The sequence below is a fragment of the Erwinia sp. ErVv1 genome (assembly GCF_900068895.1).
In the GTDB taxonomy this organism is placed as follows: domain Bacteria; phylum Pseudomonadota; class Gammaproteobacteria; order Enterobacterales; family Enterobacteriaceae; genus Erwinia.
On the sequence record NZ_CDPK01000011.1, the window covers coordinates 77428 to 95940 of the forward strand.

An 18513-nucleotide genomic window follows, 5' to 3' on the forward strand; every position below is an offset into this window, starting at 1 on the left:
ATACTAACGACTCAGAATGACCAGCGAAGGCCCGCATTGTAACGCCAGCCTTTCGCGCCGCTGCCGTCGATCTCCTTACGGTAATCGGCTTCGGCATAGAGCGATACATCGTTTTTAAAGGTGGTGGTGCCACCGATGCCTGCGTCCCACATCTGACCAAACTTGCCGCTGTTAAAGTTCTGGCTGGCATCACTCTCCGTCGAACCAACCTTCCCCTTCGCCGTGCCGCCCCAGCCACGATAGTAGTCGGTGCGCAGGTAAGGCGTGTACTGCCGCTGACTGTCATCTTCCCAGGTACGATCCAGCCTGGCCCCCACGCGACCGATGGTTTGATCGTAAGTATCCCAGGAGACGCGGGTACGATCGCTGTCGGTGAGACTGTCCATTTTAAGACGCAGATAAGTCAGCTGCGCCTGCGGTTCAAGCCGCACGCCGTTAGCGAATTCAAACGGATAGCCTGACTCCAGCGAGGCCGTCCAGCCGTTACCCTTCGGTGAGGCGACCTTTTTCTCACGGGCGATATCCGTCTCCCCGCGATGCCAGTTCCACGCCAGCGAACCGTCCAGATAGAGGCCGTTATCACGCTGCCAGGTGCCGTACAGCGCCACGCTGTCGCTGTCGAAGGTGGTTGAGCTGTAGCCATCTGCCGCATGAGGCCGGATACGCGTATTGCCGCGCGTATAGGCCACGCCGCCGCGCAGGCTGTCATGCGCGCCGTCCATTTTCAGCAGGTTGCCGCCCAGCTGTACGGCGCTGTAGTCGAGGTCGACGTCGTAACCATACTGGCTTAGCCCGCGATTGCTCTGGTAGGTGAGGTTTGAGCCGAGATAGCGGATAAACATCTCGCCGCCGAGGGCATCCGGGTTACGCTGCTGCTGACGCAGCTCGCCGAGGCGCTTATGCAGATCGTCGGTCACCGCCAGCTGGTAATAGGCCAGGCCAACGGGTGCCGAAATGTAAGAAGGCACCTGTGGGGTGACTGCCGGACGCGCCGCCACTTTGCCGTTACCGGGCTGAGGCTGGCACAGCGAGCCATCTTCACAGACATAGGTATTGGCGAGGCGGTAATCCCAGAAGGCGTTACCGTCGCCATTCACCTGGCGCTGGCTGGCATCGCTGCTGCCCGGCGCGAAGCTGTAGAGGCTGTACTGCCAGGGCCCCGACGCCACGTAGCCGCGCTGCAGTGCAAAACTTCCCGCGCTGGCGTTACCGGAAACCTGCGCCAGCGACACGCCCTCAGCAGGGTCGACGACCCCATTGCGGTTGGTGTCGGCCAGCGCGCCGCCCCTCAGGGTCTCGTCAATAAACGTCGTCCCGCTGACGTTACCGTTGACGCGCAGCGTGTCACTCTGCGTGGCATTTGAGTTGAGCCGCAGGCGGCCACCCGCCGAGGCCAGGTCACCGTCGATGGTCAGGGTATCGCCCACCGCCGTACCGCCGTTGGTCAGATCCAGCGTACCGGCGTTATTGACGATCAGTGAATCCCCGGTCGCCCCCTGGAGGACGGGGTTGACGTTATCCCCGGCGAACAGCGTCGAACCGCTGTCGATATTGATGGTACTGTGCGCCAGTTTGATATTGTCCGTTAAGTGCCACAGGGAGCGGAAGAAGTTCAGCGTGCTCCATCCCGCGCCGATGTTGGTACCCTTGCTGAGATTGTCCGCCGCGAAGGAGCCGCCGCGCGCCTCAATATCACTTAGGGTCAGGGTGCTGCCCGTCCCACCTGCCGTGGTGATATGCGCGGTGTTCGCCAGGCTGACCTTCTGCAGAACGGCCTGGTTATCGGTGCCGGTGCCCATGGTCAGGCTGCCGTTCAGCGTGCCGCCGGTCATGATCAGGGAGTCGGTGCCGTTGCCGGTATCGACATCCCCTACCACCTTACCGTCCAGCAGGGCAATCACATCATTGGTTGCCCCGCCTGCCACCACCACGGTGTCGGGGTTCGGTGCGGTAATGGTGCCTTCGTTGATAAACACCGTCTGGCCACCGCGCAGGTCAATGATCGGTGACGCCACGCTCTGGGAAGTGATAGATCCCTGATTAAGCACCTCACTGGCGGTGCTGGTGACAATCGCTGAGCCGCCGTTGCTGTCCGCAATGTTAATCGAGCCCTGGGATACAACCCGCCCGCTGGTATTGGCGCGCACGCCGGTACCGGTGCCGGTGACATCAATGGCGTAGCCGGGGCCGATCAGCAGATCGTTACTGGTGGTGGAGCCATCTTCACTGGCAAACAGATAGCCGGTACCGCTGCCGTTAACCATCACTGACGCGCTGCCATCCGCATCGAATGACCGTGAGGAGCGAATGCCGGTACCGCCCTGAACGTCGAGCCTGACGTTTTGCAGGGAGATATTCTCCGTTCCCGCGCGGTTGTGAAGGGCGCTGCCGCTTCCCGAGGCAGTCAGGATGATATCGTTAGCCTCAAGCCACTGCGCGCCGCTGTCCAGCAATAGCGCATCCGCCGCGCCGCCGGCCCCGATAAAGCTGGCACCCTGGCCGTCGCCGTAAATCTTCAGGGCGGCGCCGCTGCCAACGCGCAGCGCGGCGATGCCGTCATCCACCCGCAGCTCGCTATCCGTTGGCACAAAATAGCCATCCCCGGCGCTAATATCTACGCCGGTCCCCGAGGCCACATGGACGTAGCCACGGTTGATAAATGTACCGCCATCATGCGCGCGCACGCCGGTGCTGCTGGGACCGCTCAGATCGACCCTTCCCTGATACTGATTGAATATTCTGGAGGCACCGCTCACGTCCAGGGCGGTAATATTTGTGCCACCGCCATTAATCAGGGAGGCGGCATAGATATCGGCCTCATCGCCGCTGCTGCTCGCGCCCAGAGTATTATTGCCATTCAGCGTGATGGGGTTAGAGATGATTGCCTGGGCGCCCCAGCTGGCGCGTATGGCCGTGGCGCCCTCACCGTTAACGGCATAATTATCGGTGCGATAGGCATAAGTATTAGCACCAGACACATCCACACCGGTGCTGTTTGCGCCATTCAGCGCAACGTTAGCGGAGACCAGCGGATAGAGGTAAGCCCCATTGGTCGCGCGGTAGAGCGTCGACCCGTCGGTGCTGACGTTGATGCTGCCGCCGTTGCTGCTATAAATACTGCTGTCTGCGTCCTGCACCTGATAGGCGGTCTGGTTGGCGTCGTGAAACACCACATTACTTTCTGACCCAAGATTTATCCTGGCGCCGTTAAAAGCGTTTGCGCCAACAACATTGTTGCCATACAGATTGATGGTGCCGTTCTGGTCAATACGGCCCAGCGAGTTGTAGGCGATGGCGCCGTAGGTGGGTGACATCACCTGGCTTGTCCCGCCGATGACGTTTAGCGTTCCGGTATTGGTGATGATCGTTGGCGTGGTGCCGTCGCCAACGTAGGGGTAACCGTCGGCATAAAGCCCGATACCACTGCGGGTCACGCTGATGTCGCCGCTGTTCGTTACGTTAGCGCCATAGCGCGCAATAATCCCGTTGCTGGATTCACCCGCTAAATTGATATTGCCCGTGTTAACCAGCTGCGCCTGATTCAGCGCCAGCAGGCCAGTCGTGCCGCTATAAATACTGCTTATCGCAGCATGGTTAGTCAGCGAGGTGGTGGCGTAAGGCTGGGCGGGCGGATTGGTGGCCTTCATTGACAGATCGTGTTTATCGCCGTCGGCCGTAGCCGCCACGGCATTAATGCCCGTCAGGTTGAACCGGGTTGCGGCATCAATCGTGCCCTGCGCACCCCCCTCAACCAGCACGCCAGTGCCGTATGGGCTGATATTGAGGATCGCGTTATGGGTGGCGATATCCGTCCCGCCACCGCTGCCGACAATGGCGGTTGAGCCGTCCCCGCTGGCGGTAAGCGTCAGGCCGGTGCCATCGAAATCGGCGCCGTCCTGATTACGGAACAGAGTAGAATACCTGCCGCTGCTGGCGTAATTAAGGTTAGCGGGCAGGTTAATTTTGGCATCCGGACCGATGGCGAGGAAGGCAATCTGATAGTCTCCGCCGGACAGTTTAGGCACCGCCACAGGTGAGACGTTAACAGTGGCAGAGCCCTCTGCGCGGATACCGATGGCCGCATCGCCGTTCAGATTAATGGGCCCGGTGAGATCCGCATTGGCTCTGCCGGCCGGTATACCATACTGTCCCGGTAAGCCCGTCACCCAGACGGCGGTGTTGCGCGTCCCGTTCCAGGCATCGGCATCGCCGTTAACATTTATCGTACCGGAGGAGTAGACGCTGGCCGTCCTTCCAATTCGGGCAGTGACCTTAATGCCGGTGCTGTTATCGCCGTTCAGGTTGATGGTGCCGGTATTACCAATCCGTCCGCCGCTGCCGGCGTCAATGGCCTGCATGGCGATATTTTCTGCGGGTCCGGACTGTGCACGCCCGTTCACATCGATCACGCCAGCATTAAGCGCCAGGGTATCTGTTCCCCCATCAATGCGTATGCCGACGGCGTTCTGCACTTTGGATCCGATAACAATACGACCCTCGTTGATCGCTTCCCCGTCGTTGAAAGGGTCAATTGCGGCAACGGTTCCGGCCAGATTAACGGCGACATCGCTGGTGGCATCCGTTATCGCATTCTGCGGGGTGCGGCCAATATAAATGGTGCCGCCCGCAGCGTTGATAAAGGAGCCGCCGAAGCCGTAATTCACCCCGGTCCCCCGGGTATTGCCGCTGTTATACACATCCGCTATACCGACGTTAATATTGCCATTATTGATCGCGCTCCCGTTGTCGAGCCCGATGGCCTTACTGCCCCAGCTGTTACCGAGGGCGAGGTTAATCACGCCGTTATTAGTAAACTGGCTGCCTTCATTCACGGCCACGGCCTTATCGGTATAGCCCAGCGTACTGGTATCCACCCCCGTGCCGTCGGCGTTATTGAAGAAACCGCCGTTGATCACACCGTTATTGATCCCGGTGGCGCCGGTGTTCAGCTCCAGGCCACTGCTTTCCGCGAGTATCGGCCCGGTGGTGGCGAGTTTGCCGTCAATAATGGCGGTTGCACCATTGCTGGCGCGTACGGCAGCGGTGTGGCTGTCCTGCACCTCCAGGGTTTTACCAGCATTGATTTTCACACTGGCGTTGGGGCCATCGGCGCGCATGACGACCTGATCCCCCAGCGGCTGCGTGATCTCATCCTTATAGTTTTTAATTCCCATGGCGTAGGTGACGGCAGAGTAACCGTACGAGAAGGCTTTATTGAATTCGGTATCATAGCTATTCGCCCGCAGGTTGCCGTTCGAAAGCTGATCGATTAGCCAGTTATTGTAATTTTTCAAATCGTCCAGGCTGTTAACGTTAAAGGTGCTGGTGCCGCCATCCAGCGCGGTGACGGTAAACATGCCGGCCCAGGTGACAACTTTCTCATCCTCCAGCGCCAGCGAATGATCGTCGTAGGGCGTTGTGGCAGCGGTGAAGGTGATACGGTTGTCTGAATTCCAGTTGAGATGCCCCTGTCGGGTGGCGGAAAATAGCTGGCTCTGTTTTGCCGCCATCGACCAGCTATTGCTACTGGCGCTGGGCGCAGCACCGTGCTCGCCGATGTCTATGTTAAGCGTGCCGTTGCCAACCGACGCCACGCGCGCGTCAATATATTGCGCATCATTTACGTCCACAAAGTCTTGTACGGACGTATTAAGACCGATGGGCGTCAAATCCCTGATGCCGTCACTGTCATAAACCGACACGGAGGTCCATTCGGCATCGGGATTATCGCGATCGGGAACGCCAACGCTGAGATTTTTATCACCCACGTCGACACGTTCCCTGCCAATTAAATTATCACTTTGAATGCGGCCGGCGCGCTGTAATTCACCCAGCGTGATGCTGACTTCGCCGCTAACACCCGGCGTAAAGCGCGGTAAACCGCTTAGCGTCTGCGTACTGCCGTCGCACAGGCAATAAGCGCCAACCTTATTATCGTTAAATTCAGGCGTGAAGGGTTTAAGTTCCACCGCGGAGGCATTTGATAAAGGGAATAACATACCTTGCGCAGCGATAAGGCTCAGAAGTACAGGATTTAATTTAAACAAAGTGTTTTCCTCCAGAGAGAAAAGACAAAGCCCACATGACGTTAAACGACATGTTTAAGGCGTTTTTTTTGTAGAAATAACTATTTTCGTACGCGCAAAATTGCTTTTTGCTGAATGAAATAACATCACTTAGCTGCTGAAATGTCTATCGTCAGTTAATGCTCGCTATCGAGAAAAACGCTCTTTAGGAATAGCCTTATGATATTAAAGGTGAGACTGTAATATTTTTAAATAACTTTAAATATAATTATCAGTAATTTGAGTTGTTCAGATTGGAAAGTGTTTTTTCTTTAAATTATCTATTAAGGAGGAAGGGGGCTTGAGGCGATCTGGAGGTGAAAATAAATTACAGTGGTACGATAAATTAACTTTTTTGTCATCACAGGTATAATGTTATCGTGCGGGAAGAGACCGATTTAGGACCACTGTAAAATAAAGAGAACGTCAGGAGGGAGTAAAAAAGTTTATTGCCGAAGTCAGCGAAGCGTGAAATGGGGTAACCATCCGGGATGGGTGTTACCCTCTTTTGTAGCCGCCCCTGCAATGTAACAACGTATTCAATTATTAGCAGGGTGCCTGTTTCATCAGAAACGGTACCCCATTACAACGTTTACACCATTAACTGAACGTTTTTGCGCTTCAACGCTCGTGCGTGAACCTTCATAGCCCGCATTAAGAGTAACGTGCTCCGTTACATTAAAAATAACGCCGGCGCCGTAGGCGAAGGCATTAGACCTGTCGGAAAAGTTGATGCGTTCCGGATGTCCATAGTAGTCATAATCACGGGCGTTGCGCTCCATCGTACTGTGCGACAGACCTGCCAGTGCATACAGGCTGATATAATCATTAAGACGCCAGGCCGGGCCGACCATCAAAGAATAATATTCCGCTTTAACATGATCGTTGGTTTTTATACCCATGAAGTTGCCTGATTCATCCTCGTCATTTTGTAACGCGGTAAACGAGGTGAGTAAACTCACCGGCGAGTCCCACTCATAGCGGTATTGTAGGTTAACGCCGGGCATATTCTTGAAGTTCTGCACTTTACTCTGAGCGTAACCGACCGAAATGCTGTGGCTATCCGCCATGGCGGTTGCACTCATAATCAGCCCGGCAATAAGGACGGTCAGACCTGTCGTTTTTTTCATGCTTTCCACCATGAGTTATAAATAGAGGGGCATTAATCATGGCTACGCATCTTACCATCCGTAATTAAACGACATGTATATCACCGACATAAACGCCGTATTAATTTGTGATATTATCACTGAATTGATTATTTAATCATAAGGGTAATTTTATCCTGCCTGTGAGCGCAATTAATCAGCCATTGAAATTCTGACGAAACAATCACGGTGGCTATCCGCGCAGCGCTCAATGCTTATGAGCGCTGATACTGGCGGAAACGCTGCTGGAGCATTCGCAGCTGATCGATACGCGCGTCATAGCGCGCCTGTTTAAGACTGCCCAGCGGTACGGCGGCGCTAGCACTGCTGAGGCTGCGAATAGCCTGATCCAACTGGCCGTTTAGCGCCATGCTTTCCGCCCGTGCAGCCTGCTCTTCGTCCGTCAGCCCCTGATCGGCACAGGCCTGCGCCAGCAGATCCCAGCCGTTAGGGTCGTCCTTATGCGCCCAGGTATAGCGATAGAGGATTTTGCTGGCTGCGGCGGGCTGTTTTGCTTCCACATAGGCGTTAGCCAGGTTGAGCTGAACCACCGGGTTGCTGCTGGCTGCATGCGCCGCCTGCAGCATCGCAATGGCCCGCTGCGGCTGCTTCAGGCCGATATCAATGTCGGTCATGATATCCAGATACCAGACGTTATCCGGCTGTTTTGCCAGCAGCGGGGCAATAATTTTCTGCGCGTTATCGAAGCTTTTGGCCTGCAAAAACTGCACCGCCTTGCCATAGCGTGCTGCCGTCTGCTCCCGGCTGTTGCCCTTGCTTAACGTGTCCAGCAGGTCGTCGCTGAGCTGATTACCGCCCCGTGAATACATGCCCAGCGTACGTACTTTAGCCATGTAAAAATCCTCGGAAGACTGTACCACCACCGGTTTCATCTGATTTGCCCGGTTGCGCGTATCGGTAAGCCGGCTGTCGGGTAGCGGGTGGGTTAGCAAAATTTCCGGGGGCTTAGACGAAAAACGTGAGCGATCGGCCAGCTTTTGCAAAAAGTCCGGCATCGCTTCGGGATCGAATCCTGCGCGTTGCAGTACCTGGATCCCGATCCGATCGGCCTCCTGCTCATTTTGCTGGGTGAAGCTAATCATTCCCTGCTGCGATCCCGCCAGCGTGCCGCTGAGCGCCGCCATGCCTGCCTGCGGGCTGGCCATCGCCAGCAGAATAGATCCCAGTGCACCCACCCAGGTCAGGGGAGCGTCACGCCGCTGCTGCTCCATTGCCCGCGCCAGATGGCGCTGGGTGACGTGGGAAATTTCATGCGCCATCACCGAGGCCAGCTGGCTCTCGTTGTCGGTGTAGCGAAAGAGGGCAGAGTGCAGCACCACGTTGCCGCCAAAAAAGGCGAAGGCGTTTATTTCATCGTTATCGACCAGAAAGAAGTGAAACGGGGTTTTCACCGACCAGGCGTGGGCAACCAGCCGCTGTCCCAGCTGATTAATGTAATCATTCAGCAGCGGGTCATTGATCAAAGGCGTACTGCCGCGCAGCTGGCGAACGTAGAAATCGCCCATCGCCAGCTCCTGGTTAATCGACAGCGTACTGCCCGCCGTGGTCCCGATTTCAGGCAGATTGTCGCTGATGTCGGCTGACGCAGGAACAGCGGTGGCTGAGAGTGATAACAGTAACGACGCAATCGCGCATTGTTTAAAACGGTTTAGCATCCTGAATCTCATCGCAATGAAGCTCGGCGTGGCCGGAAACGGATAGCTTGCTTTGCGGCGACCATCCGGCAATCGTGACATCAATCTATAGTAAATGAAGGTGAAACGAGAAGGAAACGGCCAGCGGGAACAATAAAGTAAGCAAAATGTTCAAAAGGCCCTTTTTTGCATGGAAAAATTTGAACAGGTTGAGGCAGGTGGGCGTCGGATGCCGCCTGTGCCCCAGGCGCTAGCCTGTCATCCTCGGTAGGCCAGGGGTATCATCATCCCGACAGGGTAGTTTACCTGGTGTAAAGAGGGGAGAAAATGCGGGGTACACGCGGAACGAAATTAAAGTTAGGTAAATTTATTCAATTAATTTGATGATGGCATGAAGTTTGATTAGGTAAAGTCTGAAAAGCTTTCGCCGGACAGGTCTTTACTGGCATCAAAATGTTAAGTAAATCTACTGATTATTTTGCTGAGTCTTAAATTTATCGATCCAGCACGTTACTATAAAAAAAGGAAAACAGATCCGTTTATTTCTATTCTACCCTTTTCTATTCACTGATATTCGCTAAGTCATTACCAGAGTCCGATACCTGCGCTCATTTTACAGGCGGGACGGCTATTTTTAATGTCTGCGCTGAAACTAGTTATTTTATAAGTAATGAAGACGCATCAGGTGTTTCATCCTGTAACCAGCGGCAAATTCGCAGAATAAACCACTGCAAACATTCCGTTATTGCTGTGGTATATCTCTTTTACGGCAGAGGTTTTGCGAATTCCTGCTTATTTTATTTATCAGCCGTTTGGCTCCTTGTCCTGAGTGGAGAGCATTTCATGCGTCCAGTAGTATCCTATGTTTTAATCGCCGTCGTTGCGGGTTTTGTTGGTGCCAGTTTTTCTCAGGCGCCTGAAATAGCGTCGAAAATTAGCGAGCGCTTTAGCAGCGAGCCAGCCGATCCCGCCGGATTCTGGACCACGCCGACGGTCGATGGGTATGGGAAAATTCATTACGAATCTGACGCGGCGTATAAACCTGCGGTGGGTGACAGCAATAAGGTCGTTTTTCAAATCACCAAAGCTGAAAATGGCCCTAACGATCCGAACCTGGGGCTGCAACGCGTTGCGCGCGTGGTCAATCTCTATGTCGCTTCCGGCGTGCCGACGGATAAGCTGAAGTTTGTGGTGTCGGTCACCGGAGACGGTACCCCCGCGATGCTGAATAACGCGCACTACAAAAAGATGTTCGGTATTGATAACCCAAATCTCAAGCTAATTAGCGAGCTGCGGGCCAGCGGCGTTGACGTATCCGTATGCGACCAGTCCGTTGCGTTCCACCACTTCCAGCGCGACTGGATCGATAAATCTGTCACCCACGCGCTCTCCAGCCCGACGACCGTTTCCACGCTGGAAAACCAGGGTTACGCTTTCCTCGCCATGTAATCTCGCGGTCTCACTCTCTCCGGCGGGTCACCGACCCGCCTCGTTCCCTCTGACATACCTGCCGCACTATAAACGAACCTGCAAAACAGGGAAGTTTATTGCCGTGGTAAAGCTTTCAAATATTCCCAAAAAGCACGAAACCTGTACAATCAGCGCCGTGCTTTACCAGGGCATAACGCAAATTCCAGACAAACGCGCACAGATAATAATAAGGCGCTTGATATGAAACGTCTCGTTGAGGTGGGTCTATGTTGAGGCTGAGTCGGCCAAAAACGGACCTGCGTACGCTTATTACGCTTTTAGCCATCACCAGCATCGTCATTACGCTGGCCAATTCGCTGTATGCCACCTGGCGCGTACAGCGAGAAGTGCTGATCAATAATACGCTGGAGTCTAACCGCGTTTACGCCACCAAGCTGGCCTCCACGACCGAAATGTTCTTTCAGCTGGCCCAGTCGCAGCTTGCCTATAGTGCAAAAATACTGGGCGCGGAAAAGGAGAGCGACGCGGTGCTTCAGCATGAGGTCGAGCGCCTTCGGCAGCAGACTAACAGCTTTAACTCCGTGGCAATCGTCGATGCCAGCGGCTGGGTCCGGGCCATCTCACCGGAGTCGCTGATGCTGAAGGGTATGCATCTGAAAACGGCGGCCACCGAGCAGGCGCTTTCAGAGCGCAGGCCCCTGATATCACGCCCGAGCATTTCGGCGGCCAATAATCTGATGGTCTTCGTCTCCTGGCCGATCCGGGCGAAAAATGGACGCTACCTCGGCTTTGTCGGCGGCACTATTTACCTGAAGAAAAAAAGCATTCTCAATGCGCTATTGGGTGAGCAATTTTACCGTGACGGATCGTCGCTGTATGTGGTCGATGATGATAACCGCGTGTTGTATCATCAGAATGGCAGGCTTATCGGGCAGAAAATCCCACCGTTAATCAGCGATTCGCAGCAAAAAGCCAACGGGAACGGTTCCGGTCAGGTTACCCCACCTGGCGGTACGCCGATGCTGGCCGGTTACGCGACCGTGCCGACTGCGGGCTGGACTATCGTCGCGATGAAACCGACGCAGGCCACGCTCGCGCCACTCAGCAGCCTGCTGCTGAAAGTGTTGCAGCATTCGGTACCCTTTGCCTTACTGACGCTGGTGTGTGCCTGGATTCTGGCGCGGCTGATCGCCCTGCCTTTATGGCAGCTCGCGCGCAAGGCCAGCCAGATGGATGCGCAGGGCGTATCCGGCGAGATCAAAGATATTCGCTCCTGGTACTATGAAGCCTCGCAGATTAAACGTGCCTTACTCGCCGGTATCGGCATGCTGCAGGAAAAAATTGGCCGCCTGAAATTTGAAGTGCAAACCGATCCCCTGACGTCCTTGCTCAATCGCCGTGGCCTGAATGCGGTACTGGAGTATTTTCTCGCCACGCGCCAGCCTTTTGCGGTACTGGCTTTAGATATTGATAATTTCAAGCGGGTTAATGATACCTGGGGTCACGACGTGGGTGATGACGTGATCAGAACGGTGGCCCGGCAGCTGGTTAGCAGCTCAAGGCAGACCGATGTTATTTGTCGCAGCGGCGGCGAGGAGTTCTTAATGATCCTGCCCGGGACCGATCGCGAAATGGCGGCGGCCATTGCCGAACGCGTACGGCAGAAAAATGAGCAGCAGAGGCTGGAAACCGTTGGCAGCATCTCCATTTCGATTGGGGTGGCGCTATGGTCAGCTGACGATATGCCGATGGAGCGAACGTTTAAGCAGGCGGATGACGCGCTCTATCAGGCAAAAAATGCCGGGCGCAACTGCGTGATAATCAGCCAATCCTGCGGGATGGCTGCGCCATAAGCGCCGCTGTCCTGCCACGCGACAGCGGCAGCCCGTTTCAGGTACACTCCCGCCACTTTTAGTACGCAAGGATTTACGCCATGCTCGACCTGTTAATACAGTGGTATCGCCGCCGTTTCAGCGATCCCCAGGCTATCGCGCTGCTGGCGATTTTGATTGCCGCCTTCTGCATTTTGTTTTTCTTTAACGGCCTGCTGGCACCGCTGCTGGTGGCGCTGGTGGTGGCCTATCTGCTTGAGTGGCCGACCGTGCGCCTGGAACGTATGGGCTGTTCACGCACCTGGGCGGCCAGCATCGTGCTGGTGATTTTTGCCTCGATCCTGCTGGTGCTGGTACTGATCGTTGCACCGGTGGCCTGGCAGCAGGGCATTAACCTGGCCCACGAGCTGCCCACGATGCTGACCGGGCTGTACCGTTTTGCCACCCGCCTGCCGGAGCGTTTTCCTACGCTAATGGACGTCGGCATTGTTGATATCGTGGTGGAGAACCTGCGCAGCCGGCTTAGCGGGATGGGCGATCAGCTGGTGAAATATTCACTTGCCTCGCTGGTCGGGTTGATGACCCTGGCGATTTATCTGGTGCTGGTGCCGCTGATGGTTTTCTTTCTGCTAAAGGATAAAGCGCAGATGCTGGCCGCCATCGGTCGTGTCCTGCCGCGCAATCGCGGGCTGGCGGGGCAGGTATGGGTAGAGATGAACCAGCAGGTATCAAACTATATTCGTGGCAAGGTACTGGAGATGGTGGTGGTCGGGATCGCCACCTGGATTGGTTTCCTGGCTATTGGCATGAACTATGCCCTGCTGCTGGCGGTGCTGGTGGGGTTCTCCGTATTAATCCCCTACGTGGGGGCGCTTGCCGTTACCCTTCCGGTGATTGGCGTGGGCCTGGCGCAGTGGGGGCTGAGCGGGGATTTCTGGACCATGATCATCGTCTACCTGATTATTCAGGCGCTGGACGGCAATATTCTGGTACCCGTGCTGTTTTCAGAAGCGGTCAACCTTCACCCGCTGGTGATTATCCTCTCCGTGGTGATTTTTGGCGGACTGTGGGGATTCTGGGGCGTCTTCTTCGCCATCCCGCTGGCTACGCTGGTTAAGGCGGTCGTCCACGCCTGGCCTGAAGAGCATCATCATGAGAAGCGGCGATTGCCGTAGCAGCATTAAGCGCGATGTGAAAAGCAGTGTCTGCTGTCGCTGCCATTATAGATTACGTGCGATTGCCGTAGCAGTGATTGATCGTGGCAGAAGGGCGAAGCATTTCGCCCTTCTGATTTACCCTCTGCGTCCGGCGATGAGCTCGCCCTTCAACAGGTCAGACTGCTTTCAGGTAGTCCATCACGATATCGTGATGATTAGCGGTCTTAAAATCATCAAACACTTTCTCAACCCTGCCGTCGGTACCGATCAGAAAGCTGATACGGTGGATCCCGTCGTAGGTTTTACCCATAAAGGTTTTTTCGCCCCAGATGCCAAACTGTTCGCAAACCTCGTGATGCTCATCGGAAAGCAGGGTGAAATTCAGCAGCTCTTTTTCAACAAAACGCGACAGCTTTTCAGGTTTATCGGTGCTGATCCCTAACACGTCGACGCCCGCTTTTTTCAGCTCGTCCATACTGTCTCGAAGGCCACACGCCTGGACAGTACAGCCCGGCGTCATCGCTTTGGGATAGAAATAAACCAAAACGCGCTGCCCCTGGAAGTCGGTCAAATTTACCTGTTCGCCATCCTGATCGGGCAAGCTAAATTTCGGCGCAAGGTCACCGGCTTTCAGTGGATTCATCGTTACTCTCCATTTTCTCTTCGTGCTGTGGATATTTGACCACGCTAATAGTGCCCTGCGCATCCAGTTCTGTACATAGCTTGTTAAAAGCCTGCTCAATGAATGTGGCATCCTGATGAGCCGGGCTATGTGCCGTCAGCTGAATGTAGAGCAGGGGAGGCTGATTCTCCTCCGCTGGCTGCGTGCGCGAGACCAGCTCAGCAATGTTCATCTGATGGGAATAGAACAGATCGGTGAAGCGTTCAATAATGTGAGCGGAATCGATCACCTCAACCTGCACCCAAACCGTGGTGGGCATCGGTGGTCGTGCGCGAAACGTCGTGCGTTTCATCACGATCAGCAGCTCAAGTTCGGCCCCTTTCAGCGGCAGCGTTGACTCAATCAGCGTGATCGCGTTCCAGCTGCCGGAGAGCAGCATAATAAAGGTGAATTCTTCACCCAGCATGGCCAGGCGGCTGTCTTCGATATTGCAGCCGCAGCTGCTAACATGGCGGGTAATAGTGTTTACTATTCCCGGTCGGTCAACGCCAACGGCGGTAATAGCCAGATGATGAAGCTGAGACTGCGGCAAAATGATGCTTCCTGTCCGTCTTGATAATTAGCAATTGTGATAACAGTAAGGTAAACATAAAAAATACCCTCTGCCAAGGGGCCTGGCGGCTTGTCTGCTTGCTTTTCAATAGCGGTCAAACGTACCATGAAGCACTTGTTTATGGAGGGGATGGCTAATGTTTACGGGAAGTATTGTTGCACTCGTTACGCCGATGGATGATAAAGGGCATGTCTGCCGCGCGAGTCTGAAAAAACTGATTGATTATCACGTCGCCAGCGGAACCTCGGCAATTGTTTCGGTGGGGACCACCGGTGAATCCGCCACGCTCAGCCATGAAGAACATGGCGATGTCGTGATGATGACGCTGGAACTGGCCGATGGGCGTATTCCGGTGATCGCCGGAACCGGTGCTAATGCCACGGCAGAGGGCATATCACTAACGAAACGTTTCGAGAACAGCGGCGTGGTTGGCTGCCTGACCGTCACCCCCTACTACAATCGTCCCACTCAGGAAGGGCTTTATCAGCATTTCAAAGCCATTGCTGAAAGCACCGATCTGCCGCAGATGCTCTACAACGTTCCTTCCCGTACCGGCTGTGACATGCTGCCCGAAACCGTGGGTCGACTGGCGAAAATCAAAAATATTATCGGAATCAAGGAAGCAACCGGGAACTTATCGCGGGTTAGTCAGATCCAAGAGCTGGTTGAAGATGATTTCGTCCTTGTCAGCGGCGATGATGTTACCGCCCTCGATTTTATGCAGTTAGGCGGGCAGGGCGTTATCTCCGTTACGGCAAATATTGCCGCTCGTGAAATGGCTGCACTGTGCGAACTCGCAAAAGCGGGTAATTTTAAAGAAGCGCGACGCCTTAATCAGCGACTGATGCACCTGCACCAGAAGCTATTTATTGAGCCTAATCCTGTTCCGGTCAAATGGGCAGCGAAAAAGTTAGGATTAATTGCAACCGACACGTTGCGTCTACCGATGACGCCGATGACTGATGCCGGTCGTCCGGTTGTTGAGCAGGCGCTGAAAAACGCGGGTCTGCTTTAAATTTATGGAGAAGTAATGGCTTACTCAGTACAAAAAACTTTGGTCGCAAAAGTCGTTGGCCTGTCACTGGTCATGCTGCTGGCAGCCTGCTCAAGCGATCAGCGTTATAAGCGCCAGGTCAGCGGTGATGAATCCTATCTGAAAGCGGCGGATATCAGCGATCTGCACGCTCCGGCCGGAATGATCCTTCCGTTGCAAAACGGTGACTACGACATCCCGTCGGTCAGCAGTAAAGGCGCAGTCGGTAAGGCCCTGGACATTCGGCCACCGGCGCAGCCTCTGGCGCTGATTAACGGCGCGCGCACCCAGTTTGCCGGTAACTCCGGCGTGCTGATGCTGGATAACACCCGCAGCGGTGCGCTGTGGCCACAGGTGGTTGATGTGGTACAGGCCCGGAACTACCCGATTGCCAGCCGCACCGACGCCAGCCAGACGCTGACGACCGACTGGGTTCAGTGGAACCGTGCGGATGAAGACCATCAGTACCGTGGCCGCTACCAGATCAGCGTACAGCAGCAGGGCTACCAGCAGGCGTTAACCGTTAAGCTGCTTGAGCTACAGCAGGAAAACAAAGGCGTCAACTCGCCGGTTCAGCAGCAGCGCTACACCGCGCAGATGCTGAATGAGCTGAGCATGGGGCTGGATAAAATCGAAACCCTGCGCGATGATGCCGCCGCAAAACGCAGCACTACGCAGATTGACGTTCAGAGTGGGGCTGACGATACCGGCCTGCCTGACCTTATCGTCCGTGCACCGTTCAATACCGTCTGGGAACGTCTGCCCGCTGCGCTTGAGCGCGTTGGCATGAAGGTAACCGACAAAAATCACTCTCAGGGCAGCCTGAAAGTGACCTACAAAACGCCTGACAGCGAGACCTGGGACCAGCTGGGCGCGAAAGATCCGGGCCTGACCAGTGGTGACTATAAGCTACAGGTCGGCGATCTGGATAACCGCAGCAGCCTGCAGTTCCTCGATCCGAAAGGGCATACGCTGACCCAGTCGCAAAATGATGCGCTGGTCCCGGTCTTCCAGGCCGCATTTAGCAAGTAAAAGCATCAGGCCGGATACGTCCGGCCTTTTTTATTTGCGGCTGCGTAAACGATTGCTTCGATTTTTTCGCCGCAGATAATAGAATAGTGACCGGTAATTTCTGTTCAATCCCGAATTAACGCCTGGAGTTATACAAGATGAAAAAACTGGCTGAGTTGTATCGCGGCAAAGCGAAGACCGTCTACAGCACCGAAAACCCGGATCTGTTGGTTCTCGAATTCCGCAACGATACGTCAGCACTGGACGGTGAACGTATTGAGCAGTTTGACCGTAAAGGAATGATTAACAATAAATTTAATTATTTCATTATGAGCAAATTGCAGGAAGCCGGGATCCCAACCCAGATGGAAGCGCTGCTTTCAGACAATGAAGCGCTGGTAAAAAAGCTGGATATGGTGCCGGTAGAGTGCGTAATGCGTAACCGTGCGGCAGGCTCGCTGGTTAAACGTCTGGGCGTGGAGGAAGGGCTGGTCCTCAACCCACCGCTGTTCGATCTGTTTCTGAAAGACGATGCGAAGCACGATCCGATGGTGAATGAGTCCTACTGCGAAACCTTCGGCTGGGTGAATAAAGAGAACCTCGCGCGCATGCGTGAGCTGACTTACCGCGCCAATGAGGTGCTGAGCAAACTCTTTGCGGATGCCGGTCTGATCCTCGTGGACTTTAAGCTGGAGTTTGGCCTGTTCAAAGGTGAAGTCGTACTGGGGGATGAGTTCTCACCGGACGGCGCGCGCCTGTGGGATAAAGAGACGCTGAACAAAATGGACAAAGATCGCTACCGTCAAAGCCTCGGTGGTTTGATCGAGGCGTACGAAGAAGTCGCTAACCGCCTTGGCGTGAAGCTGGACTGACAGCAGTCGCCAGAAGTCGGGGCTGAAGCTGGACTGACAGCAGTCGCCAGAAGTCCCGACTAAAGCTGAACTGACAGCAGTCGTCTGTCATCCGCGCAGCGCCATATTCCGCAGTGCGCGGCAGCGGTTAGCCTCCGGACTGGTGTTCGCCCGCTCTCCCGACTAAAATCACTGCACCCGCCGCTGGGCGATAATAACAAGGGGTAGTGTATGCGTTGGCAAGGGCGTCGTGAGAGCGATAATGTAGAAGATCGCCGTGATGATCAACCCGCCTCAATGGGCGGAGGCCGGATGCGTATCCCCCGTGGGAAAGGGGGCATTATTCTGCTGGTCATCGTGATGATCGCGGGCTATTACGGTTATGATTTAACGCCACTGCTGAGTGGCGGTTCAACCACTGTTTCTCAGCCTGCGCAGCAGCAGCAGCGTTCTGCTCCCCAACAGGATGAAGCGGCTAAGTTCACCTCGGTTATCCTGGCGACGACCGAAGATACCTGGCAGAAAATCTTCCAGCAGATGGGAAAAACCTATACGCCTCCGAAGCTGGTGATGTATCGCGGCGCCACGCGTACCGGCTGCGGTACCGGACAGTCGGTGATGGGGCCGTTTTATTGCCCCAACGATGGCACGGTCTATATCGATCTCTCCTTTTATGACGAGATGAAAAACAAACTCGGTGCCGATGGCGATTTTGCTCAGGGCTACGTAATTGCGCATGAGGTCGGGCATCATGTGCAGCGGCTGCTGGGTATTGAACCAAAGGTTCGCCAGATGCAGCAGGGTGCCAGCCAGAAGCAGGTCAATCAGCTGTCGGTAAAAATGGAGCTACAGGCCGACTGCTTTGCGGGCGTATGGGGACACTATATGCAGCAGGAAAAGGTGCTGGAACCGGGCGATTTGCAGGAGGCGCTTAACGCGGCCGAAGCGATTGGCGACGATCGCCTGCAACAGCAGAGTCAGGGGCGCGTGGTGCCGGACAGCTTTACCCATGGCACCTCACAGCAGCGCTACAGCTGGTTTAAAAAAGGTTATGACAGCGGCGACCAGGGGCAGTGCAATACCTTTGCGCATTAA

At 55.0% G+C, this 18513-nt stretch carries 12 protein-coding genes; 7 read left to right on the forward strand and 5 right to left on the reverse strand.

Annotation, left to right across the window (positions count from 1 at the left end; all coding sequences use genetic code 11):
• Nucleotides 1-11 precede the first annotated feature (11 nt).
• From A1830_RS15435 to A1830_RS15445, 3 genes are all read right to left on the reverse strand, one after another.
• Nucleotides 12-5969, reverse strand: a complete 5958-nt coding sequence (locus A1830_RS15435) for an autotransporter outer membrane beta-barrel domain-containing protein (RefSeq protein WP_231877647.1) — start codon at nt 5967-5969, stop codon at nt 12-14.
• Nucleotides 5970-6631: 662 nt separating this feature from the next.
• The gene (locus tag A1830_RS15440) at nt 6632-7195 is read right to left on the reverse strand and encodes an Ail/Lom family outer membrane beta-barrel protein (protein WP_067708083.1); all 564 of its coding nucleotides are present in this window, start codon (nt 7193-7195) and stop codon (nt 6632-6634) included.
• Between the two features lie 233 nt (nt 7196-7428).
• On the reverse strand, nt 7429-8889 hold the full coding sequence (locus A1830_RS15445) for a beta-barrel assembly-enhancing protease (RefSeq protein WP_067708086.1): 1461 nt from the start codon (nt 8887-8889) through the stop codon (nt 7429-7431).
• Between the two features lie 822 nt (nt 8890-9711).
• On the opposite strand from A1830_RS15445, the gene A1830_RS15450 reads away from it, so the two are divergent.
• From A1830_RS15450 to A1830_RS15460, 3 genes are all read left to right on the forward strand, one after another.
• A complete protein-coding gene (locus A1830_RS15450; RefSeq protein WP_067708090.1) occupies nt 9712-10317 on the forward strand; it encodes a DsrE family protein in 606 nt (201 codons plus the stop codon).
• A gap of 248 nt (nt 10318-10565) precedes the next feature.
• Nucleotides 10566-12152 (forward strand): sensor domain-containing diguanylate cyclase, encoded by a 1587-nt coding sequence (locus tag A1830_RS15455; protein ID WP_067708092.1) that lies wholly within the window; start codon nt 10566-10568, stop codon nt 12150-12152.
• An 80-nt stretch (nt 12153-12232) separates the two neighbouring features.
• Nucleotides 12233-13306, forward strand: a complete 1074-nt coding sequence (locus A1830_RS15460; protein ID WP_067708096.1) for an AI-2E family transporter — start codon at nt 12233-12235, stop codon at nt 13304-13306.
• Between the two features lie 157 nt (nt 13307-13463).
• On the opposite strand, the gene bcp is transcribed toward A1830_RS15460, so the two are convergent.
• Together bcp and A1830_RS15470 are read right to left on the reverse strand one after the other, a co-directional pair.
• The gene (gene bcp / locus A1830_RS15465) at nt 13464-13931 is read right to left on the reverse strand and encodes a thioredoxin-dependent thiol peroxidase (RefSeq protein ID WP_067708099.1); all 468 of its coding nucleotides are present in this window, start codon (nt 13929-13931) and stop codon (nt 13464-13466) included.
• Nucleotides 13909-14502 carry a glycine cleavage system transcriptional repressor gene (locus A1830_RS15470; RefSeq protein WP_067708102.1) on the reverse strand — a complete coding sequence of 198 codons (594 nt, stop codon included), beginning with the start codon at nt 14500-14502 and terminating at the stop codon, nt 13909-13911. The genes bcp and A1830_RS15470 overlap by 23 nt, the downstream gene beginning before the upstream one ends.
• Before the next feature lie 157 nt (nt 14503-14659).
• On the opposite strand from A1830_RS15470, the gene dapA reads away from it, so the two are divergent.
• The 4 genes from dapA to A1830_RS15490 all read left to right on the forward strand — a co-directional run bounded on the left by dapA (nt 14660) and on the right by A1830_RS15490 (nt 18513).
• The gene (gene dapA / locus A1830_RS15475) at nt 14660-15538 is read left to right on the forward strand and encodes a 4-hydroxy-tetrahydrodipicolinate synthase (RefSeq protein WP_067708106.1); all 879 of its coding nucleotides are present in this window, start codon (nt 14660-14662) and stop codon (nt 15536-15538) included.
• A gap of 15 nt (nt 15539-15553) precedes the next feature.
• Nucleotides 15554-16588 (forward strand): outer membrane protein assembly factor BamC, encoded by a 1035-nt coding sequence (gene bamC / locus A1830_RS15480; protein WP_067708110.1) that lies wholly within the window; start codon nt 15554-15556, stop codon nt 16586-16588.
• A 137-nt stretch (nt 16589-16725) separates the two neighbouring features.
• Nucleotides 16726-17439: a phosphoribosylaminoimidazolesuccinocarboxamide synthase gene (gene purC / locus A1830_RS15485; protein WP_067708113.1), complete on the forward strand. Its 714-nt coding sequence runs from the start codon at nt 16726-16728 to the stop codon at nt 17437-17439.
• 210 nt (nt 17440-17649) lie between these two features.
• Complete coding sequence (locus A1830_RS15490; RefSeq protein WP_067708116.1) at nt 17650-18513, forward strand: KPN_02809 family neutral zinc metallopeptidase; 864 nt, start codon at nt 17650-17652, stop codon at nt 18511-18513.